The 21291-nt window shown below is 72.4% G+C and carries 22 protein-coding genes; 10 read left to right on the top strand and 12 right to left on the bottom strand.

All coding sequences use genetic code 11. From position 1 onward, the window contains the following. Positions 1 to 393: 393 nt before the first annotated feature. The 10 genes from AMYTH_RS0120050 to AMYTH_RS0120005 all read right to left on the bottom strand — a co-directional run bounded on the left by AMYTH_RS0120050 (position 394) and on the right by AMYTH_RS0120005 (position 9707). Entirely contained in the window at positions 394 to 1167 is a 774-nt protein-coding gene (locus tag AMYTH_RS0120050; protein ID WP_209440871.1) for an MBL fold metallo-hydrolase, read from the bottom strand. Positions 1168 to 1281: 114 nt separating this feature from the next. After that, on the bottom strand, positions 1282 to 1812 hold the full coding sequence (locus AMYTH_RS0120045) for a CoA-binding protein (RefSeq protein WP_037322617.1): 531 nt from the start codon (positions 1810 to 1812) through the stop codon (positions 1282 to 1284). Then, positions 1809 to 3101 carry an O-acetylhomoserine aminocarboxypropyltransferase/cysteine synthase family protein gene (locus AMYTH_RS0120040; RefSeq protein ID WP_027931814.1) on the bottom strand — a complete coding sequence of 431 codons (1293 nt, stop codon included), beginning with the start codon at positions 3099 to 3101 and terminating at the stop codon, positions 1809 to 1811. The genes AMYTH_RS0120045 and AMYTH_RS0120040 overlap by 4 nt, the downstream gene beginning before the upstream one ends. Further along, positions 3098 to 4666 (bottom strand): FAD-dependent oxidoreductase, encoded by a 1569-nt coding sequence (locus AMYTH_RS0120035; RefSeq protein ID WP_027931813.1) that lies wholly within the window; start codon positions 4664 to 4666, stop codon positions 3098 to 3100. Before AMYTH_RS0120035 ends, AMYTH_RS0120040 begins: the two co-directional genes overlap by 4 nt. Continuing rightward, positions 4660 to 5634, bottom strand: a complete 975-nt coding sequence (locus AMYTH_RS0120030) for an alcohol dehydrogenase catalytic domain-containing protein (RefSeq protein WP_209440778.1) — start codon at positions 5632 to 5634, stop codon at positions 4660 to 4662. Before AMYTH_RS0120030 ends, AMYTH_RS0120035 begins: the two co-directional genes overlap by 7 nt. Beyond that, the gene (locus AMYTH_RS0120025; protein WP_027931811.1) at positions 5631 to 5906 is read right to left on the bottom strand and encodes a YciI family protein; all 276 of its coding nucleotides are present in this window, start codon (positions 5904 to 5906) and stop codon (positions 5631 to 5633) included. The genes AMYTH_RS0120030 and AMYTH_RS0120025 overlap by 4 nt, the downstream gene beginning before the upstream one ends. 73 nt (positions 5907 to 5979) lie before the next feature. After that, positions 5980 to 6858 (bottom strand): LysR family transcriptional regulator, encoded by an 879-nt coding sequence (locus AMYTH_RS0120020; protein ID WP_209440777.1) that lies wholly within the window; start codon positions 6856 to 6858, stop codon positions 5980 to 5982. A 7-nt stretch (positions 6859 to 6865) separates the two neighbouring features. Beyond that, positions 6866 to 7552: an SDR family NAD(P)-dependent oxidoreductase gene (locus AMYTH_RS0120015; protein ID WP_027931809.1), complete on the bottom strand. Its 687-nt coding sequence runs from the start codon at positions 7550 to 7552 to the stop codon at positions 6866 to 6868. Then, positions 7549 to 7998 (bottom strand): VOC family protein, encoded by a 450-nt coding sequence (locus AMYTH_RS0120010; RefSeq protein WP_027931808.1) that lies wholly within the window; start codon positions 7996 to 7998, stop codon positions 7549 to 7551. Before AMYTH_RS0120010 ends, AMYTH_RS0120015 begins: the two co-directional genes overlap by 4 nt. Beyond that, positions 7995 to 9707 (bottom strand): FAD-dependent oxidoreductase, encoded by a 1713-nt coding sequence (locus AMYTH_RS0120005; RefSeq protein WP_027931807.1) that lies wholly within the window; start codon positions 9705 to 9707, stop codon positions 7995 to 7997. Before AMYTH_RS0120005 ends, AMYTH_RS0120010 begins: the two co-directional genes overlap by 4 nt. A gap of 152 nt (positions 9708 to 9859) precedes the next feature. Between AMYTH_RS0120005 and AMYTH_RS0120000 the strand changes: the two genes are divergently transcribed. From AMYTH_RS0120000 to AMYTH_RS48935, 8 genes are all read left to right on the top strand, one after another. Beyond that, entirely contained in the window at positions 9860 to 10756 is an 897-nt protein-coding gene (locus AMYTH_RS0120000) for a LysR family transcriptional regulator (RefSeq protein WP_027931806.1), read from the top strand. Positions 10757 to 10872: 116 nt separating this feature from the next. Further along, positions 10873 to 12219 (top strand): MFS transporter, encoded by a 1347-nt coding sequence (locus AMYTH_RS0119995; protein ID WP_027931805.1) that lies wholly within the window; start codon positions 10873 to 10875, stop codon positions 12217 to 12219. Further along, on the top strand, positions 12216 to 13292 hold the full coding sequence (locus AMYTH_RS0119990) for a Gfo/Idh/MocA family protein (protein WP_027931804.1): 1077 nt from the start codon (positions 12216 to 12218) through the stop codon (positions 13290 to 13292). Before AMYTH_RS0119995 ends, AMYTH_RS0119990 begins: the two co-directional genes overlap by 4 nt. Next, positions 13289 to 14122 (top strand): sugar phosphate isomerase/epimerase family protein, encoded by an 834-nt coding sequence (locus AMYTH_RS45330; protein WP_037322616.1) that lies wholly within the window; start codon positions 13289 to 13291, stop codon positions 14120 to 14122. Before AMYTH_RS0119990 ends, AMYTH_RS45330 begins: the two co-directional genes overlap by 4 nt. After that, complete coding sequence (locus tag AMYTH_RS0119980; RefSeq protein WP_027931803.1) at positions 14115 to 14936, top strand: shikimate dehydrogenase; 822 nt, start codon at positions 14115 to 14117, stop codon at positions 14934 to 14936. Before AMYTH_RS45330 ends, AMYTH_RS0119980 begins: the two co-directional genes overlap by 8 nt. Further along, complete coding sequence (locus AMYTH_RS0119975; protein ID WP_027931802.1) at positions 14929 to 16623, top strand: FAD-binding protein; 1695 nt, start codon at positions 14929 to 14931, stop codon at positions 16621 to 16623. Before AMYTH_RS0119980 ends, AMYTH_RS0119975 begins: the two co-directional genes overlap by 8 nt. Before the next feature lie 50 nt (positions 16624 to 16673). Then, a complete protein-coding gene (locus tag AMYTH_RS0119970) occupies positions 16674 to 17486 on the top strand; it encodes an alpha/beta fold hydrolase (protein ID WP_037322615.1) in 813 nt (270 codons plus the stop codon). Positions 17487 to 17707: 221 nt separating this feature from the next. After that, on the top strand, positions 17708 to 17866 hold the full coding sequence (locus AMYTH_RS48935) for a hypothetical protein (protein ID WP_157360632.1): 159 nt from the start codon (positions 17708 to 17710) through the stop codon (positions 17864 to 17866). 4 nt (positions 17867 to 17870) lie between these two features. Here AMYTH_RS48935 and AMYTH_RS0119960 read toward each other — a convergent pair whose 3' ends face one another. Both AMYTH_RS0119960 and AMYTH_RS0119955 read right to left on the bottom strand, forming a co-directional pair. After that, positions 17871 to 18506 (bottom strand): (2Fe-2S)-binding protein, encoded by a 636-nt coding sequence (locus tag AMYTH_RS0119960; protein WP_027931800.1) that lies wholly within the window; start codon positions 18504 to 18506, stop codon positions 17871 to 17873. Then, on the bottom strand, positions 18503 to 19348 hold the full coding sequence (locus AMYTH_RS0119955; protein ID WP_027931799.1) for a putative RNA methyltransferase: 846 nt from the start codon (positions 19346 to 19348) through the stop codon (positions 18503 to 18505). Before AMYTH_RS0119955 ends, AMYTH_RS0119960 begins: the two co-directional genes overlap by 4 nt. Before the next feature lie 219 nt (positions 19349 to 19567). On the opposite strand from AMYTH_RS0119955, the gene AMYTH_RS0119950 reads away from it, so the two are divergent. Both AMYTH_RS0119950 and AMYTH_RS0119945 read left to right on the top strand, forming a co-directional pair. Continuing rightward, positions 19568 to 20956, top strand: coding sequence for an ammonium transporter (locus AMYTH_RS0119950; RefSeq protein WP_051362758.1), 1389 nt, complete (start codon positions 19568 to 19570; stop codon positions 20954 to 20956). Next, positions 20953 to 21291 (top strand): P-II family nitrogen regulator, encoded by a 339-nt coding sequence (locus tag AMYTH_RS0119945; protein WP_017987570.1) that lies wholly within the window; start codon positions 20953 to 20955, stop codon positions 21289 to 21291. Before AMYTH_RS0119950 ends, AMYTH_RS0119945 begins: the two co-directional genes overlap by 4 nt.

The raw sequence follows: 21291 nt of genomic DNA, 5'->3' as shown, positions 1-21291 counted from the left end.
CGCGGTGTGGCGGGCCGGCAGTACCGATGACCGAGAAACGCAAGTGGTGCTGAGCGGCCCGCACTCTGTCGCCCAGCACCAGCGAACCGCCGCTTCCACCGAGGCGTGTTGCGCGCTCGGTCGCCGGCGTCCGGCAGTGTCGCGACCTCCGCGAGGTCCGGCGCCGGCGAGACCGCGGCTTCCGCCGCGGGCTTTCCGTGCGCCCGCTCGGCGCCGTCCGGCGGTGCCGCGACCCGCCCAGGTTCCGCACCAGCGGAACCGCCACGGACCGCGTGCGCTCACCCGCCGCCCTCCACAAGTGCCGCCGCCGTGGGCGGTGATGCGGCTGATCACCGCACTGTGCCGCCCGCGTTGCCGGTCAGCAGAACAGCCAAGCCGGTGGTACCGCACGCATCAGCTGATGTGCGTGCTTTCGCCCGGTTCCAGTACGTGCAGTCGGTCGCTCAGCCCCGCCCCGGCGAACGCCTTCCGCACCTCGTCGGGGCCCTCGCTGAAGTGGGCCCACCCGCGGGTGTGCACGGGCACGATGTTGCGCGCCCGCAGCGCGTGGGCGGCCTCGGCGGCGTCCTCGCTGGTCAGGGTCAGCGGGGCGCCGTCGAACAGGGACGTGCGCGCGGCGCCGGCGAACAGCACCGCCAGGTCCAGGCGCCGCAGGCGGCGGGAGATGTCCCGCACCACGTCGAGCGACGCGTTGTCCCCGCTGACGTACACCGTCGGCAGGTCCTGGCCGGTCAGCACGAAACCGATGACCTCACCGGTCAGCTCCTCGCTGCCCTTCGGCCCGTGCTGGGCAGGCACGGCGGTCACCGCGACCGGTCCGATGTGCAGCTGGTGCCACGGCGCGAGCCCCTGCGCGGTGCCGCCCAGCCGGCGCGCGCCGCTCGGCGTGGTCAGCGTCAGCAGGGCTTCCTCGACGTACCGGCGACCGTCCGGGTCGAGGTTGTCCGCGTGCTGGTCGTGCGACAGCAGCACCGCGTCGACCGGGCCGATCTCCGCCGCGGACAGGCCGGGGCCCTCCGTCTTCGTCAGCGGCCGCCCCGGCGTCGTCTCGTGCACGCCGGTCGGGCTGAACGTCGGGTCGGTCAGGAACCGCTTGCCACCCACCTCCAGCAGCAGCGTCGGGCCGCCGACGTAGGTCACCTGCACACCGTTCGCCATCACCAGCACCCACCTCCACACGGGGAACTTCCCGCCACACCACCGAGTCTGACACGAACGGCCGTTCCCGGAGGAGCCGCAGTGGAGGGTGAGTTGCGCCGGATCGCTTCCGTGGGCAAGGGATCAGGCCTTCAACCGCCGCCGCGACGAGATCACCCCGGTGTTGAAACCGGCCAGGTGCAACCCGCCCGCGAAGCGCGCGTGCTCGATCTTCACGCACCGGTTCATCACCACGTCCAGGCCGGCCTCGCTCGCCCGCTGCGCCACCGGCTCGTGCCACAGGCCCAGCTGCAGCCACAGCGTCCGAGCGCCCGCCTTGATCACTTCCTCGGCCACTTCGGGCAGGTCGGAGTGCTTGCGGAACACGCTGACCAGGTCCGGCTCGCCCGGCACGTCGGCCAGCGACGGGTACACCGGACGGCCCAGCAGCGACGACAGCCGGGGGTTGACGAAGTGCACCTCGTACTCGCTGGAGGACAGCAGGTAGGTCGCGACGAAGTAGCTCGGCCGCGCCGGGTTGTCCGACGCGCCCACGATCGTCACCGATTTCGTCCGCGACAGCAGCGCGAGCCGCTCCCGCGCGGTCGGCGGGGACCAGGACAGGGGCGATTCCGACCGGACGGCTCCGGCGGGCACGGTCGTCTCCAGGCTCATGCGGCCTTCACCGCCGCGGTGAGGGCCTGGTCGATGTCCCACAGGATGTCCTCGGCGTCCTCCAGCCCCACCGACAGCCGGATCAGGTCCGGGCCGACGCCGCCCGCCTTCAGCTGCTCGTCGGAGAGCTGCTGGTGCGTCGTGGACGCGGGGTGGATGACCAGCGTGCGGGCGTCGCCGACGTTCGCCAGGTGCGACAGCAGCTCGACGGACTCGACGAACTTCTCCCCGGCCGCGCGCCCGCCCTTGACACCGAACGAGAACACCGCGCCCGGCCCGAGCGGCAGGTACTTCTTCGCCAGCTCGTGGTGCTTGTGCCCGGGCAGCCCGGCGTAGCTCACCCACGCCACGCGGTCGTCGGCGTCCAGGAACTCCGCGACCGCCTTGGCGTTGGCCAGGTGCGCGTCCATCCGCTGCGGCAGCGTCTCGACGCCCTGGAGCAGCAGGAACGCCGAATGCGGCGACAGCACCGCGCCGATGTCGCGCAGCTGCTCGGCGCGCAGCCGGGTGCAGAACGCGTACTCGCCGAAGTTTTCCCAGTACTTGAGGCCGCCGTAGCTGGGCACGACCTCGGTCATGCGCGGGAACTTCCCGTTGCCCCAGTCGAAGGTGCCCGATTCGACGACGATCCCGCCGAGCGTGGTGCCGTGCCCGCCGAGGAACTTCGTCGCCGAGTGCAGCACGATGTCCGCGCCGTGCTCGATCGGGCGGCACAGGTACGGCGTCGCCAGCGTCGCGTCGACCACCAGCGGGATGTCGTGACTGTGCGCGAGGTCGGCGAGCCCGGCGAGGTCCGCGATGCCGCCACTCGGGTTGCCGATGACCTCGGTGAAGATCAACCGGGTGCGGTCGGTGATCGCGGCCGCGTAGTCGTCGAGGCTGTCGCCGGCCACGAAGGTCGTGTCCACGCCGAAGCGGCGCAGCGTCCCGTCCAGCTGCGTGACGGTGCCGCCGTAGAGCCCGCTCGCCGACACGACGTGGTCGCCGGCCTCGGTGAGCGCCGCGAACGTGAGGAACTCCGCGGCCTGCCCGCTGCTGGTCGCGACGCCGCCGATGCCGCCCTCCAGGCTGGCGAGGCGTTCTTCGAAGGCCGCCACGGTCGGGTTGCCGATCCGGCTGTAGATGTTGCCGTACTTCTGCAACGCGAACAGGTTCGCCGCGTCGGCCGCGTCCTCGAAGACGAAACTCGTGGTCTGGTAGATCGGCACCGCCCGCGCCCCGGTCACCGGATCGGGAGACCCGCCGGCGTGCAGGGCGCGGGTGCGGAAGCCCCAGCTGCGCTCACTCACCCGGCCGACGCTACCTCCCGTTCCACGGACCGGGCCAGCGATCCCAGATGCTGTCCGACCCGGTAGGCCCGCACGACCGCCGAGCCCAGCGTCGCGCCGCCGCCCGGGTAGGCGTCGTGGAACAGGGTCGCCGCGCAGTTACCCGCCGCGTACAGCCCCGGGATCGGCGCGCCGTCGTGGTCGACCACCTGACCGTTCCCGTCGGTCGCCAGGCCACCCGCGGTGCCGAGCACTCCGGCGTGCACCGGCACCGCGAAGAACGGCGCGGTCTCGACCGGAGCGAGGCACGGGTTCGGGGTGACCGCCGGGTCGCCGAGGTGGCGGTCCTGCGGGCTCTGACCGCGGCCGAACTCCGGGTCCTCGCCGCGACGCGCGGCCGCGTTGAACGCCTCGACCGTCTCGACGAGAGCCGGATCGATTCCCGCGGCCGCCGCGAGCCCGGCCACGGTGTCTGCCTGAACCATCCACGGTTGCGGACCAGAGCAGCCGGCGACGGGGTAGCGGTCCAGGTAGGCGCGGTCGAACACGAGGAACGCGCGCGAGCCGATCGGGCCGAACGCGCGGTTGAGGTCGTGGTAGTTGGTGGCCTCGTTGACGAACCGGCGCCCGGCGGCGGTCACGGTGAGCGAACCGGGCAGCGTCATCTCGACGTTGCCCATCCGGCCGGACTGCTGCCCGTCGTAGCGCGCGGTGGGCGGGGTGAGCACCGGCACGCCCCACACCGCGGTCATGTCGCCGACCGCCGCGCCCGCCCGCAACCCGAGGACCAGGCCGTCCCCGGTGTTGCTCGGCGCGCTGATCGGGGTGACCGGGAAGGGCAGGAACGCCTCCCGCAGCGTGGGATTCCACTCGAACCCGCCGGAGGCGAGGACCACGGCCGACGTGCGGATCTCGCGGCCCGCCCGGACGGTCCAGCCGGGTTCGAGCCCGGTCACCGGGGTGCCGGCCACGATGTCGACCTCGCGTTCGAGCGCGGCCACGAGCAGCCGGCCGACGAGCGCGCCGCCCATGGTCCGGACGCCGTCGGCGGCCCGCTGGGCGAGCAGGCCCGGGTCGGCGGCCCCGCCGGCCAGCGCGTCCCGCTCGGCCATCGTGATCAGCGGGAAGTAGGTCGGCGGGCGGATCGCCTCGGCGAGTCCCGGCCACGGGCGCGGGTCGAACGGCTCCTGGTCGAGTCCGCGGCCGCGCGCCGCGCCGGGCCACTCCGGGTGGTAGTCGGGCCGGGCGAGCGGGCGCATCCGCACCCCGGCACGGGTGAGGAACCGGATCGCCGCCGGCGCGTCCGCGACGTAGGCGTCGATCTCCGCGGCGCTCATCCGGCCGGTGCCGAGGTAGGCGCGCGCGGCGGCCGGGGAGTCGGGGAACCCGGCCTCGGCCATCAGGTCGTTGCCCGGCGCCCAGATGACCCCGCCGCCGACCGCGGACGTGCCGCCCAGCTGTGCGGCTTTTTCCAGCACGACAACGGACATTCCGGCATCAGCCGCAGCCACGGCGGCCGTCAGCCCCGCGGCACCGCTGCCGACGACCACCACGTCGTAACGGTCCCGCGGTCGTGAGGTCAGCATGAGAACACCTCCACGGCGACCTTCCCGACGAGCTCGTCCCGCGACCGCAGCAGCGGGAACGCGTCCGCGACCCGCGCGAACGGCACGCGGTGCGTGACCAGCGCTTCGGCCGCTTCGCGGTGCGCGTCGAGGAGTTCGAGCGCCTCGCCGATGCGGCGCTGGCTGTTCCGGCTGCCGAGCAGGTCGAGGTCCTTGACCGGCAACGTCCGCATCGACAGCGTCACCGGCCGGTCCGAGATGCCGACGAGCACGACCCGGCCCGCGGTGGCGACGACGTCCACGGCCGTGGTCAGCGCGGCGGGCGCCCCGGTCGCTTCGATCACCAGCGACGGCTCCCCGGGCACCTCCGACGGGTCGATGCCCGCGACCGCCCCGAACCGGCGGGCGAAGGCGGCCCGCTCCGGCGCGGTGTCCGCCGCGACCACCTCGACCCCGAGCGACGTCAGGTGCAGGGTCGCCAGCAGCCCGATCGGACCGCAGCCCAGCACCAGCGCCTGCTCGCCCTTCTCCGGGCGGCCACGCAGCACCGCCTGCATCGCGATGCTCGTGGGTTCGGCCAGCGCGGCGAGCCCGGTCGGCATCCCGTCCGGGATCCGGTGCAGATCGGTCACCGGGACGGCGATCAGCTCGGCCAGCGCACCGTCCTCGTAACAGCCGAGGCAGGACGAGGACCGGCACGCGTTGACCCGCCCGATGCCGCAGGCGTAGCACTCGCCGCAGTACCGCATCGGCGACGCGGCGACCGGGTCGCCCGGCGCGAAACCCGGTGCGCTTTCCACGATCCCGGCGATCTCGTGGCCCTGCACGATCGGCAGCTCGGTGGCATAGTCGTCCTCCCAGATGTGCAGGTCTGTGCCGCACAGGGTGACCGTGTGGACGCGGACCAGCGCCTCGCCCGCACCCGGCCGCGGGTCCGGGACCTCCTGGATTTCGATGCGCTCGCGCGCGAGCGTGCGCGCGACCTTCACTTGAGGCCCCCGAAGAAGATCGTCCACTCGCGCACGGTGCGCTCGGCGATCAGCCCCTCGCGGCGGAACGGATCGTCGTCGAGGAGCGCGGCGACCTCGTCGGCCGACGCTCCCTCGAAGATCAGCAGCGCCCCGCCGTCCACCGGACCGGACACGCGCAGACGGCCGGACTCGTACAGGCCGGCGAGGAAGTCCTTGTGCTCCGGGCGAAAACGGTCACGGGCGGCGTCGGTGTTCGCGCCGTAGGTGTACTGCACTGCGAAGGTAGCCATGCCAGCAGCGTGCGCCGCCACGACTGTGCGAGTCCAATACATGGTTCGGCAGACATTGTGTGCGAATCGCACTTTATCCCGGCGTGGGCAGTACTTCGGCCGCGACGTCGAGCAGCGCGCGGACGGCGTCGGTGAGCCGGTCCGGGTGCCAGAGCAGCGCACTGCGCAGCAGGGGCGGCGAGCCGGCCAGCGGCACCCACACCGCGCCCGCTGGCATGATCGGCCGCAGGCATGTCGGCGCCAGCGACACGCCCAGACCGGCCGCGACCAGGGACATCACGACGTAGGGGTCCTTGACCTCCTGCGCGAGCCGCGGCCGGAACCCCGCGGTGTGGCACGCGGTGAGGATGACCGTGCGCAGCGCGGACTGCCCGGGCATCAGCACCCAGTCCTCGGCGCCCAGATCGGCCAGCGACACCTCGTCGTGGCCGGCCAGCCGGTGGTCCGAGGGCAGCGCGGCGCCCAGCTCCTCGACCGTGACGACCCGGCTCGGCAGTGATCCGGGCGCGGGCAGGCCGACGAAGGCGATGTCGAGCGTGCCGTGCTCGATCAGCCCGACGGCGTCCTCCGTGGTGACCCGATCGACCAGCTGCAGCGCGATGTGCGGGTGCCGGGTGCGCAGCGTGCGGGTCAGCGGCGGCAGTGTGAGGTGGTTGAGCGCGCCGGAGAACCCGAGCCGCACCCGGCCGTACACCTCGCCCGGGCCCGCGCTCGTCGCCCGCAGCGCGAGGTCGGTCTCGGCGACGATCCGCCGGGCGTGCGGGAGGAACCCGTGCCCGGCGGAGGTCAGCGTGACCGCGCGGGTGGTGCGGTCGAACAGCGGGGCCCCGACGTGCTTTTCCAGCTTCTTGATCGTCTGGGACAGCGGGGACTGCGCCATGTGCAGCCGCTCCGCGGCGCGTCCGAAGTGGAGCTCCTCGGCGACGGCGAGGAACGCCTCGATCCACCGCATCTCCACGTCAGTAGCTCGCCCGCCCGCCACTGGCGTCGTAGACCGCGCCGGTGGAGAAGCTGACCCGCGCCGAGCACAGCCACGCCACCAGCTCGGCGATTTCCTCCGGTTTCCCGAACCGGCCCATCGGCGTCAGCGACTGGGACCGGGCCAGCACGGCCGGGTCGGTGTGCGCGTTCATCGGCGTCTCGACAGCGGCCGGGGCGACGGCGTTGACCAGCACCCCGGTCGTGGCCAGCTCCTTGCCGAGCGACTTGGTGAACCCGACGACCGCGGCCTTCGACGCCGAGTACGCGCTCTGCGCCGGGTTGCCGTCCTTGGCCGCGATGCTCGCCATGGTGACGATCCGGCCCCAGCCCGCGCGGACCATGCCGGGGACGACCGCGCGGCACATCAGGAACGTGCCGTCCACGTTGACGCGGAACGTGGTCCGCCACTCCTCGAACCCGATTTCGGCCACCGGTTTCGACGGCCCGACGATCCCCGCGCTGTGCACGAGGATCCCGACCGGGCCCAGTGCGGCCACGAGCGCGTCGACGGCTTCCGGGTCGGTGACGTCGAGCTTTTCGTCGGCGCCGGGGGCGAGGTCGGCGGTGACCACCCGGACACCCTCGGCGCGCAACCGGGTCGCGACCGCCGCACCGATGCCGCTCGCGCCACCGGTCACCAGAGCCGTCACATCGGGGTAGCTCACGCCCGCCCTCCCGGGTTCAAGGTCTCGATCAGGAAACCGAGCTGGGGCACGGTGTCGTAGTAGGCGTATCGGACTCCGCCGCCGCGCATCGACTCGCCCTCCTGGTATGTCTCCACACCGCGGGAGTGCAGGTCGTCGCGCGCGGCGGTGTGGCTGTCGACGGCGAAGCGGATGTGGTGCAGCCCTTCGCCGCGTTCGTCGAGGAAGTCCTGCCACACGTTGCCGGAACTGCGGGGGGCCAGGAATTCCAGCTCGATCCCGCCGAGGTCGTAGAGCATCACCCCGACGATCGCGTCGATCTCGTCGCCGCGGTAGGTCGTGCGGCGGTAGGTGTTCTCCTGGCGGGTGTGCGGTTCGGCGCCGAACACGCGGCGCATCCCGTCCGCCGCGGCGTCGAGGTCGCGCACGACGATGCCGACCTGGTCGATCCTGCCCGGCGGGTTCATGCTGTCACCTCCGAGTCGATGCCGGCCAGATCGCGGGCCGCGATCCAGCCGAACGTCATGGCGGGGCCGAGGTTGATCCCGCCCGCCGGGTAGTGGCCGCCCATCACGCTCGCCTGGTCGTTGCCCACCGCGTAGAGCCCCGGGATCGGCTGGTCGTGCTCACCCAGGACCCGGGCGCGGGCATCGGTCGCCAGGCCGGCGAAGGTGCCGAAACTGCCGGGCACGATCCGCACCGCGTAGAACGGGCCCTTCTCCAGCGGCGCGAGGGACGGGTTCGGTGTCACCGACTGGTCGCCGCCGTAGCGGTTGAACGGCGACGAGCCGCGCCCGAACGCCGGGTCCTCACCGCGACGAGCGCCCTTGTTGAACTCCTCGACGGTCGCGACCAGCCCGGCCGGGTCGATGCCGCACTTGCGGGCCAGCTCCTCCAGCGTGCGGCCGCGTTTGAGGTAACCGCTGCGCAGGTACGGGAACAGCGGCACCGGCAACGGTTTCGCCATGCCCAGCGGGTACCGGCGCACGAACCGGGCGTCCGCGATCTGCCACGCCTCCGCCGTTTCGCCGGGCGGGGTCGCGGCGAGCAGCGCGGAGACGTAGTCGTAGTAGCCGTTGGCCTCGTTGACGAACCGGCGCCCGTCCCGCAGCACACCGATGCTGCCGGGTTTCGCGCGGTCCATGATGTGCGGGAACACGCCGGTGCGGCCGTTGCGATACGGCACCAGCGACACCGGGCACCACGCGGCGGGTGAGGCGAGATCCGTGCGCAGCCGCCCGCCGGCCTGCTCGCCCAGGCCGATCCCGGCGCCGTCGGCCGTGACAGGGGCGAGGGTCCAGTGCGTGTCACCGTGCGGGAACAGCTCCATGCGGCGCTTCGGGTCGCGCGGGAACCCGCCCGCGGCGAGCACCACACCCCGCGCGGCCACCAGCCGCAGCGGTCCGTCCGAAGTGGACGCGACGACCCCGGTGACCCGCCCGTCCTCGTGGACCAGCTCGGTGACCGGCGCGGACACGCGGATGTCGACGCCGAGGTCCAGCGCCGACCGCAACAGCCTGCCGACCAGCGCGGTGCCGTTGACCAGCTGCATGCCCCGGCGTTTCGTGGCCAGGTCGAGCAGGTGCCGGGTGACCCGGCGCGACGCGTGCGCCAGACCGCGGAGGTTCCCGCGCGAGGCGGCGAGGAACGCGGCCAGATCGGGCCCGGCCATCACACCCAGGCCGAGGAACGACGTCTCGTACAGCTGGCGGCGCAGGATCCGTGCGACGTCGTCGCCGAGCTCGCGCAGGTCCGCGGGCTCGGGCGCGACCGAGCGGTGCCCGGTCCCCGCGCCCGGCAGGTCGCCGTAGATGTCGCAGATCTTCGTGCCCGGCACGAACTTCAGCGCCGTGCGCTCGTGGAAGAACCGCACCATCTCCGGGGCGGCGGCGAGGAACGCGTCGACGCGCTCGGGCTCGTAGTCGCCGCCGAGTGCCGCGCGCAGGTAGCGGCGGAACTCCCCGGTGTCCTCGCGAACGCCGTCGGCGCGGGCGAGGGGGTTGCCCGGCGCCCACATCCAGCCGCCGGACCACGCCGTCGCGCCACCGCAGACGTCGGCGCGTTCGAGGACGGCGACCTTCAGGCCGTGGTGGGCGGCGGTCACCGCGGTGGCGAGCCCGCCCGCTCCGGAGCCGACGACGACCACGTCGTACTCCTGCTGTGCTCGGGTGGTCACGACGCTGTTCCTCCCTGACGTCCCGGGCGGACTGTGTGCACCGCGCTCCAGGACTATGTAAGATTTGCGATAAAATTGCTGGTCAACTGTGTTGCCAGACGACTATAAGTGGAACCCGGGCCGGCGCAAGCCCCCGAGTTCGGGAGGACGTCATGGAGATCCGGTGGCTCGAGGCGTTCGTCGCCGTCGCCGAGGAACTGCACTTCGGCCGCGCCGCCGCGCGCCTGCGGCTGGCCCAGTCGCCGCTGAGCCAGACCATTCGCAAGCTGGAAAAAGAGCTGGGTACGACGCTGTTCGACCGCAGCACGCGCAGTGTCACGCTCACCCCGGCGGGGCATGCGTTCCTGCCGCACGCGCACCGCGTGTTCGAGGAGCTGGAGCTGGGCCGCCAGGCGACGCGCGCGACCTCCGGAGTGGTGTACGGCACGGTGTCGATCGGGTTCTCCGGTGCGCTCAACCACCTCACGCTGCCGCCGCTGACCCGCGCCGTCCGGCAGCGCTACCCAGAGGTCCAGCTGTCCCTGACCGGCCGCGTGATGACCCGCGACGGGGTCGAGCAGCTCGAACAGGGCGGCCTCGACATCGCGTTCGTCGGGCTGCCGATCGACCCGTCCCCGGTACGCACCCGGCTCATCGGGCGGGAACCGCTGGGCGCCGCGCTGCCGATCGACCACCCGCTCGCCAGGGAACGCGAGATCGACCTCGCCGATCTCGCCGACGAGGGGTTCATCACCACCCCCGCCGCCACCGGTTCGGCGCTGCAGGAGCTGGCGATGCAGGCGTGCGTCAAGGCCGGCTTCCGGCCGCGCGTGATCCAGGAGATCACCGACCCGTACATGATCCTGACCCTGGTCTCGGCCGGCGTCGGCGTCGCGCTGATGTCGTCCGGCGTCGCCGGGATCATGCCGTCGGCGGCGGTGTTCGTGCCCCTGCGCGGCGAGCCCACGTACATGGACCACGCGCTGGCGTGGCTGGACGACAACCCCTCGCCCGTGCTCAAGGCCGTACTCGATCTCGCCGAGGAGGTCCTCCCGACGCCAGAGCACTGATTATGCTTCTCGCGCACATTGTGTAAGCAAAACCAAGTATTGGACGCGACATAGTTCCGCCTGCGATCCTCGTCGGCAACCCCACCGTCGACGACGCCGGATCGAAAGGAGGCGCCATGTCTCGCGCCCCACACTCGAGCGGTACCCGCAACGATCCCCGGAAAGCCGCGCTCTCCGGGTTCCTCGGGAGCACCCTCGAGTACTACGACTTCTTCATCTACGGTTCGGCCGCGGCACTCGTGTTCGGCAAGGTCTTCTTCCCGGACGCGGGCGCCACCGGTGCCCTGCTCTCGATCGCCACGCTGGGCGTCGCCTACGTCGCCCGCCCGCTCGGCGCTGTCCTCTTCGGACACTTCGGCGACCGGCTCGGCCGCCGCAACGCGCTGATGGCCACACTGCTGATGATGGGCGCGTCGACCTTCCTGATCGGCTGCCTGCCCTCCTACTCCTCGATCGGCATCGCCGCGCCGATCCTGCTGGTCGCGCTGCGGTTGCTGCAGGGCCTGTCCGCTGGCGGCGAGTCACCCGGCGCCAGCTCACTGACCGTCGAGCACGCCCCCGACCGGCGTCGCGCGTTCTTCACCAGCTTCACGATGAGCGGGATCATGTTCGGCATCGTCGTGTCCAGCATCGTGTTCATCCCGGTCGCGGCGCTGCCCGACGACCAGCTGTACTCGTGGGGCTGGCGGATCCCGTTCTGGCTGTCCATCGCCGTCACCGCGATCGCCTACTTCCTGCGCCGCTCGCTGCACGAGCCGGAGGTGTTCGCCGAGCTGCAGGAGTCGGCGGAAACCGCGAAGGCGCCGATCGTCGAGCTGTTCCGCGACCACTGGCTGACCGTGCTGCGGATCGCCGTGTGCGCGAGCTTCGCCATGGTCAACACCATCGTCAACGTGTTCGCGCTGGCCTACGCCACCGAGGTCGAGGGCGTCGCGAAACCGACCATGCTCGCGGTCATCTCGGTCGCCAACGTGGTCGCCGTGGTGACACAGCCGGTGTACGGGCTGATCGCCGACCGGATCGGGCGCAAACCGGTGTTCGTGACCGGGCTGATCGGCGTCGGCGTGATGGTGTTCGTGTTCTTCGACGCCATCGGCACCGGCAACGTGCCGTGGATCTACGGCTCGGCCGTGCTGCTGATCGGTTTCTGCTACGCCGCGCCCAACGGCGTCTACCCGGCCTACTTCCCGGAGCAGTTCCCGGCCCGCGTCCGCTACAGCGGGATGGCGATCGGCCTGATGGTCGGGCTGCTGGCCGCCGGGTTCACCCCGCTGCTGGCCACCGCGCTCACCGCGGGCGACAAGGCGAACTGGACGCCCGTGGCGTGGATGTGCGCCGCGTTCGTGGTGGCCTCCGCGCTCGCCGCGCTGACCGGTCCGGAGACGTTCCGGATCCCGACGGCCCGGCTCGGCGATCGGGAGTCCACAGTGGAGACGCCGGCCGCCGAGGCGGTGCGTGGATGACCGTGCTGCGGGCCGGCGTGGTCGGCTGCGGCAACGTCGCCGGCAACCACGCCGCGGCCTACCGCGACCTGCCGGGTGTCGAGCTGGTGGCGTGCAGTGACGTCGACCCCTCGCGCGCCGCTGCCTTCGCCGCCCGGTACGGCGCCGCCGCGGCCACCCCGGAGGAGCTGTTCGACCTCGGCTTGGACGTGGTCAGCGTCTGCACCCCGCACCCGACGCACGAGGCGGTGGTCACCCAGGCCGCCGCGCACGGCGTGCACGTGCTGTGCGAGAAGCCGATCGCGATCGACCTCGGCGCGGCCGCTCGCATGGTGGCCGCGTGCGAGGCGGCCGGTGTGACCCTCGGGGTGTTGTTCCAGCGCCGGTTCTGGCCCGCGGCTCAGCGCATCCGCGCGGCGATCGACGACGGCACGCTCGGTGAGCCGATCCTCGGCCACGCCTCGGTCCTGCTGCACCGCGACACGTCGTACTACACGGCCGATGCATGGCGGGGCATGTGGGCGACCGACGGCGGTGGCGTGCTGATGACCCAGGCCGTGCACAACATCGACCTGCTGCAGTGGTTCCTCGGCGAGGCGGTCGAGGTGAGCGCGGCGCACGCGACCGTCAAGCACGGCGCGGCCATCGAGGTCGAGGACACCGCGGTCGCGACGCTGCGGTTCGCCTCGGGCGCGCTCGCGACCCTGTCCGCGTCGACCGCATTGACCCCCGGTCTGGGCACGCGGGTGCAGGTCACCGGGCGGACGGGCGCGACCGCGGGCCTGGCCGAGTACCCGGAGGGCAGCGAGGCCCGCATCGACGTGTGGGCCGTGCCCGGTGCGGAGGCCGTCACCTCGCCGTTCGGGCCCGGCCTGTCCGCGGACCGGCCGCTGGCGGAGATCAACGGCAGCCTCGCGCCGTTCCACGCGCTGCAGATCGCCGAATTCGCCGACGCGGTGCGGGACGGGCGCGACCCCGCCGTCACCGGACGCGAGGCCGCCAAGTCCCTCGCGATCCTCACCGCGCTGTACGCCTCGGCCCGCTCCGGCCGCCCGGAGCGGGTTCCGTCCCTGAACGAGGAGATCACCGTATGACGTCCGTCGGGCTCGCCCACCTCACGCTGCTGCGGCTCAGCCCACCCGAACTGGTCACCACCGCGGCGGAAGCCGGCTTCGACTTCGTCGGCGTCCGCGTGCGGGCGGCGACCGTGGGGGAGCGGCAGTACCCGATGGCGGCCGGGTCGCCGATGTCACGGGAAACCGTGCGCCGGCTTGACGACACCGGTCTGCGGGTGCGCGACATCGAGTTCCTGGCACTCGGCCCGGACACCCGGCCCGGCGACTGGGCGGCGACCCTGGAGGCCGGGGCCGCGCTCGGCGCGTCGACGATCAGCGTCACCGGCAGCGATCCCGACCGCGGCCGGCTCACCGACACGCTGGCGGCCCTGACCGAGGACGCGTTGGAGCTGGGCATCCGGCCCACGCTCGAACCGATCAGCTACCAGCCGGTGAGCACGGTCGCCGACGCCGCCGCGATCGCTTCTTCGGCCGGCGCGGCCCTGCTGCTCGACCCGCTGCACATCCAGCGCGGCGGCAGCACGATCGACGACGTGCGGGCGCTGGACCCGGATCTCGTGCCGGTGCTGCAACTGTGCGACGGCCCGCTGGCCGCGCCGGAACGGCTGGACCTGCCTGCCGAGCTGCCACTCGGGATGACGGCCGACGGGTCGGTGCTCCAGGTCGAGGCCCGTGTGCAGCGGCAGGTGCCCGGCGAAGGGGAGTTCCCGCTGGCCGCGCTCATCGCCGCGGCACCGGAGGGGACGCCGTTGAGCGTCGAGGTGCCGCGGGTGACCGAGCTGACCCCGCTGGAGTTCGCGAAGCGGAACCTCTCGGCGGTGCGGGCCCTGGTGAGCGCCCATGTCTGAAGTGCTCGTCCGGCACCGGGTGGCGTTGGTCGGCGCGGACATCGGCGGGTCGCTCTCGCCCGCGCTGCACGAACGCGAGGCCGCCGCGCTCGGCCTCGACTACACCTACGGCCTGCTCGACCTCGACGACCTCCCGCCGGGCTGGACGTTGCGCGACGCGGTGGGCCTGACCGGCTTCAACGTGACGCACCCGGTCAAGCAGGCGGTGATCCCGCAGCTCGACGACCTGTCCCCGGACGCCCGTGCGCTGGGCGCGGTCAACACGGTGACCATCGACGGCGGTCGGCTGACCGGGCACAACACCGACCACAGTGGATTCCTCGCCGGGCTCCGGCACGGGCTCCCGGATGCCGAACTGGGCCGGGTCGTCGTGGTGGGTGCCGGGGGAGCGGGCTCGGCCGTGGCCTACGCGCTGGCGAACGCGGGCGCGGCGGTGACGGTGGTCGATCCCGACGCGGCTCGCCGGGAGGCGCTGGTGGCCCGGCTCGGTGTTTCCGCTGCGGCGTCGGTGGTTCTGGCGGACGCCGACGGTGTCGTGAACGCGTCGCCGATCGGCATGACCGGGCATCCCGGGGTGCCGTTCGATCCCCGTCTGTTGGAACCGCGGCACTGGGTGGCCGACGTCGTGTACCGGCCGTTGGAGACCGAGCTGCTGGCCGCGGCGCGCGCGAGGGGCTGCCGGGTGCTCGACGGCGGCGCGATGCTCGTCGCGCAGGCCGCCCGGACGCTCGAGGTGCTCACCGGCGCCACTCCCGATCTCGACCGCATGCGAGGGCACCTGGACGTGCTCGTGGGAAGGACAACCGATGAGTGACGACTGGGACCACTCGGTCGACCTGCTGGTCCTCGGCACCGGCGCGGCCGGCCTTGGCGCGGCGGTCGTCGGCGCCGCGGAGGGGCTGTCGGTGCTGGCGCTGGAGAAGACCGAGTGGTTGGGCGGCACCACGGCGTACTCGGCGGGCACCTGCTGGATCCCCGGGCACCGGTACCAGTCCGATCCGGCCGCTGACCGGGCCGCCGCCAGCGGCTACCTCGACGCGCTGGTGGGCGATCGCGCGCCGCGCGAGCTGCGGGAGACGTATTTGGCGCAGGGGCCGGCGATGCTCGACTATCTCGAGCGGATCGGCGTCGGGTTCTGGCACTCGAAGACCGTCGTCGACTACCACCCGGAGATCCCCGGTTCCGGGGTCGGGCGGGCGCTGGAGCCGCGGACGTTCGACGGCCGCAAGCTCGGCAGGGCGCGGTTCGGGCGGGTGCGGCGCCCGGTGCCGGAGTTCGCGTTGTTCGGCGGGACGCTGATGGTGCGGCGGCCCGAGGTGAACCAGCTGCTGACGATCTTCGACGGCTCGGTGCGCGGGATGGCGGTCGCGCTGCGGCTCGGCGTGCGGTGGGCGTTCGACCGGCTGCGGTACCCGCGCGGCACGCGGCTGGCGATGGGCAACGCGCTGGTGGCGAACCTGTACCACCAGTTGCTGCGGCGCTCCGGTGACGTGTGGTTCACCGCGCGCACGAGCGAGCTGGTGACGGATTCGTCGGGCCGCGTGACCGGGGCGGTGGTGTCCCGGCGCGGCCGGACGGTGCGGGTCGAGGCGCGGCGCGGTGTTGTGCTGGCGGCGGGCGGGTTCTCGTCGAGCCCGGAGCTGCGTGCGCGGTACCTGCCGCAGCCGACAGCGCAGTTCACGCGGGCGGGCGAGGGCTCGACCGGCGACAGCATCTCGCTGGCCACCGCGGTGGGCGCCGCGCTTGGCGAACCGCGCGACGACAACGCGCTGTGGTTCCCGAGCTCGATCGGCCGCCGCCGGGACGGGTCGACCGCGGTGTTCCCGCACATCTGGGACCGCGCCAAGCCCGGCATCATCGCGGTCAACGCGGCCGGGCGGCGGTTCGTCGACGAATCCGTGTCCTACCACCGGTTCACACGCGCGATGTACGACTCGCACAAGTCCGTGCCGACGATCCCGGCGTGGCTGGTGGTCGACTCGCGGACGCTCGCGGCCTACGGGCTCGGGATGGTCTACCCGCACCTGCCGCGGGTGCTGCTGAAGCGGCACCTCGCATCGGGCTACCTGCACACCGGTTCGACGGTGCGGGAGCTGGCCGCGTCGATCGGGGTGGACCCGGCCGGACTGGAGGCCACGGTGGCCGGGTTCAACCGCTTCGCCCGCACGGGCGTCGACGAGGAGTTCGGCAAGGGCGAGAGCACGTTCGGCCACCAGTACGGCGACCCCGCCCACACCCCGAACGTCAACGTCGGCCCGATCGAGAAGGCCCCGTTCTACGCGATCGCCGTGGTGCCGACCCCACTGGCGACCGCACTGGGCCTGCGCACGGACGTCGATGCCCAGGTGCTCCGCGAGTCCGGTGAGCCGGTCGGCGGGCTGTACGCCTGCGGCAACGACGCCAACTCGATCATGGCCTCGGAATACCCGGGCGCCGGTTGCCAGGTCGGCGCCGGCCTGACGTTCGGCTACCTCGCCGCCCGCCACGCCGCCCACCCCTGACGCCTGCGGGTCCCACGTTGGTGGGCCCAGCACCGCGTACTCTGCGCACCATGATCAACGAGGATCGCGACATCGCGACGGACCTGGGCACGCTCCGGGTCCGCGTGCGCGGCTCCGGCGAGCCGGTCCTGATGTGGCCCAGCCTCCTGATGGACCACACGCTCTGGCAGGCGCAGGCCGACCACCTGGCACCCCGCTACACGACCGTCGCGCTCGACCCACCGGGGCACGGGGCGAGCAGCCCGCTCACCCGGACCTTCACGCTCGACGAGTGCGCCACCGCGGTCCTCGCGATCCTCGACGCGCTCGGGTTCGAGCGGACGCACTTCGTCGGCAACTCGTGGGGCGCGATGGTGGGGGCCACCTTCGCCGCGCGCCACCCGGACCGGGTGCTCACCAGCACTCTGATGAACGGCACCGCCTCCGCGGCCCCGGCCCGTCAGAAGGCCGAGTACGCGGTGCTCGTGGCGGCGGTGCGGGTCCTGCGCGGCATCCGCCCGCCGCTCACCCGGTCGGTGGTCAAGGCGTTCCTCGGGCCGACCTCGCTGCGCACCCGGCCGGAGGTCGTGGCCCGCGTCCTGGACCTGGCCCGCCGCAACGACCCGCGGTCCGTGAGGCACGCGGTGACGAGCGTCGTGTCCCGGCGGCCGGACCAGCGTGGGCTGCTCGCGTCGATCAGCACGCCCGTGCTGGTCATCGGCGGCCGGGAGGACGCGACCTTCCCGCCCGGTGAGGTGGAGGAGATGGCCGCCGCCATCCCGGGCGCCGAACTGGTCGTCATCGAGGACGCGGCCCACCTCGTCGCCGCCGAGGTGCCGGACACCGTCAACAAGCTGCTGGACGACTTCCTCAGCCGAACGTGAGCCGCCACCGCTGCGGCGGCTGCCGCGGCCGGCGACTCAACCCTTCTTCCCGAAGAGCCGTGCGAGTTGCTCCGCGTAGTGGTCCGCCACCGCGGACCCCTCGCGCCCGAACAGAGCCGGGGCGAGCTGCGGTTACACCGCCAGCGCGTTCGCCGCCGGTACAGCCCTTCCTTGCTGTCGTAGTAGTAGGCGATGAGCTGCTGGTTCACCCCGGCCCGCCGGTGATCGCCGAGACTCGCGCGCCGGCGAAACCGTGCGGAGAACTCGGCCACGGCGGCGTCGAGGATCCGGGTCTTCGTGCGTTCGGCGTCCTGTTGCAGACGGCGACCACCTACACGCCGACGTTCGCGGTCACGTTTCCGATCGGCGGCCCGCTCTGATTCCTCAGCCGAACGTCATCCGCAACCGCTGGGCGCGTTCCGAAGGCGTCTGGCGCGGACAGCTGACGCACTTGGGCGCGCTGCCGGTCCGGTAGATCAGGCAGCACGACGCCCGCCGCACCACCGGGGTGCCGCCGACCTCCACGAAGCGGGGCCGGGGGAGGTGGTCGCCCACCGCGGCGACCACCGCGTAGGCCAGCGACACCCCGCGTGCGACGTCCCCAGCCGCCTTCCCCGCCCACAGCAGGACGTTCGCGATCGAGTCCGTCGCGATCGCGCACAACGCGCGGCTTCCGGCGCCGCTGACCTCGGCCACAGCGGCGATCCCGGCGTCCAGCGACCCGGCCAGCGCCTTGCCGATTTCGTCCACATCGGACCCCAGCGGGCGCGACGAGCGGGCGTCCAGCACCCGGCCGTCGGGCACCACGTCCAGCGTCACCGCCTCCAGCGCCGGGTCCATCGCGCGCCCGGTCGCCACCAGCGGGTCCAGCGCGGGCGTCACCAGCACCGCCGACACCGAGTACCACCAGATCGTCCCCAGCACGACCGGCCCGGCCTCGCCGTACAGCCCGGCGGCCAGGCGCAGCTGCGCGGACAGCCAGTCCCGGTCGGTGATCGCGGTCGCCGGCACGGCTGTCATGCGGTCCTCCGGTACTCCGACAACGAAAACGCGAGCGTCACCGCGGCCGGCCCGGCCACACCGTCGAGCGCGGCGAGGCGCTCCGGGTGGTGCCCGGTGGGCCCCATCCGCACGGCGTTGCGGACGTCCTCCGGTTCCAGCGTCACCCGGTCCCGCAGCGACCGGCGCGACACCAGTTCGAAATGCTCCGACAACGCGGCGTCGAGACGTTCTTCCTTCCGCGGATCCACGTCGAGAACCGGCGCCACCGCCGCGAGTTCGGCCAGGTGCCCCCGTTCGGGCGACACGACGAGCAAAGTCCCGCCGGGCCGCAGCACCCGCCGGAACTCGGCGGCGTTGCGCGGCGCGAACACGTTCAGCACCACCGCGGCCGTCTCCGCCGCGACCGGCCACGGCTCCCACAGGTTCCACACCGCCGCGCCCAGACGGGCGTGCGCCTTCGCGGCGCGGCGCAGGGCGACCGCCGAAACGTCCAGCGCGAGCCCGGCCGCGTCCGGCAGCCGGTCGAGCACGCCGGCGAGGTAGTAACCCGTCCCGGCGCCCGCGTCGACCACCAGGCCGTCACCGCCGGTGCCCGCGGCGACCTGCGCCAACAGATCCCGCAACCCGCCGTAGTGTCCCGCGCCCAGGAACGCCACCCGCGCGGCGACCATCTCCGCGGTGTCGGCCGTGCCCGCGGGGATGCCGGCGTGCAACAGGTTCACGTAGCCCTGTTTCGCCAGGTCGAACGAGTGCCGCGACGGGCACCGCAGCGACCGCCCGTCGAGGGCGAAGGCGGACGCGCACAGTGGGCACCGCAACGCCGCGACGACGGCGCCGGGCAGCGTGGCGGGCCTGGTCATGCCCACATCTCATCACACCGGCGGGCTCACCCACCGTCACCGGTGACCGCTGGTATTCGACGCCGACGTTTCGTGACCGGACATATCAGCCCCGGTGGCGCGAAACGTGCTCGTAACAAGAGCGGCGGCACAGTTCACCCGCGGGAAACGTGCGAAGTGCCGTCGTGAAACACGGGAATCGAAAACTCCCCGTCAATATCTCGTGTACGGGAGGACGATGTGCTGAACGCAGGAGACACCGCATGGGTGTTGGCCAGCGCCGCGCTGGTCATGCTCATGACACCAGGGTTGGCGTTCTTCTACGGCGGCATGGTCCGCGTGAAGAGCGTCCTGAACATGCTCATGATGAACTTCATCTGCCTGGCGATCGTCGCCGTGCTGTGGACCCTCTACGGGTTCACGATGTCGTTCGGCGACGACGCGTTCAGCGGGCTGCTGGGCAACTTCAGCCACGCGGGCATGGCGGACACCTGGGGTCAGCTGGTCGGTTTCGCCACCGCGGCGACCGACACGACGCCGGAGATCCCGTGGCCGGGCGGCGACGGCATCCCGATGCTCGTGTTCGCCATGTTCCAGCTGATGTTCGCCATCATCACCCCGGCGCTGATCTCCGGCGCCATCGCCGACCGCGCCAAGTTCTGGGGCTGGGCGCTGTTCGTCGTGGTGTGGGTGACGATCGTGTACTTCCCGGTGGCGCACTGGGTGTTCGCGTTCGACGGCTTCATGAGCCCGGACGCAGCCGGCGGCTGGATCGCCAACAAGCTCAAGGCACTGGACTTCGCCGGTGGCACCGCGGTCCACATCAACGCCGGTGCGGCGGGTCTCGCGCTGGCGCTGGTTCTCGGCAAGCGCCGCGGCTGGCCGCGCGAGACCGGCCGACCGCACAACGTGCCGTTCGTCCTGCTCGGCGCGGGCCTGCTGTGGTTCGGCTGGTACGGCTTCAACGCCGGTTCCGCGCTGAGCGCCGGTGATCTCGCCGGTGTCGCCTTCACCAACACGACCGTCGCCACCGCGGCCGCCGTCCTCGGCTGGCTGATCGTGGAGCAGCTGCGGTTCGGCAAGCCGACCACGCTCGGCGCCGCGTCCGGCGCGATCGCCGGTCTGGTCGCCATCACCCCGGCCGCCGGTTTCGTCACGCCGCTCGGCTCGATCGCGATCGGTGTCATCGCCGGCGCCGTCTGCGCGCTGGCCGTCAGCCTCAAGTACAAGCTGGGCTTCGACGACTCGCTCGACGTGGTCGGCGTGCACCTCGTCGGTGGTCTCGTCGGCACGCTGCTGATCGGTTTCTTCGGCACCACCAGCGTCAACTCGCTCGGCGCCGACGGCCTCTTCTACGGCGGCGGGTTCACGCAGCTGGGCAAGCAGGCCGCCGCGGCCGGCGCCGTGCTGGTGTACTCGTTCGTCCTGACCTTCATCATCGGCGGGATCATCAAGGTCGCCGGCGGTTTCCGGGTCAGCAAGGAGGACGAGGTCAGCGGCATCGACGAGGCGCAGCACGCGGAGAGCGCGTACGACTTCGTGGGCGGCAGCATCGGCGGCCACAGTGGATCGTCCCCCGCTCCGCTGCCGACCAAGGACGGGGCGGCCCTGGAAGGAAGCAAGGCATGAAGCTGATCACCGCCATCGTCAAGCCGTTCACGCTGGACGACATCCGCGCCGCGCTGGAGCAGCTGGGCACGCTCGGCATGACCGTCAGCGAGGTGCAGGGCTACGGCAGGCAGAAGGGCCACACCGAGGTCTACCGCGGCGCCGAGTACGCCGTCGACTTCGTGGCCAAGCTGCGGGTCGAGGTGCTCACCGACGACGCCAACGTCGAGAAGGTCATCGAGGCCATCGTCAACGCCGCCCACACCGGCAAGATCGGCGACGGCAAGGTCTGGGTCACCCCGGTCGAGACCGTCGTTCGCGTCCGTACCGGCGAGCGCGGCACGGACGCGCTCTAG

Source organism: Amycolatopsis thermoflava N1165 (assembly GCF_000473265.1).
Lineage (GTDB): Bacteria > Actinomycetota > Actinomycetes > Mycobacteriales > Pseudonocardiaceae > Amycolatopsis_E > Amycolatopsis_E thermoflava.
The sequence above is the reverse complement of the archived record's forward strand: the minus strand, read 5'-3'. Positions and strand labels throughout refer to the sequence as shown.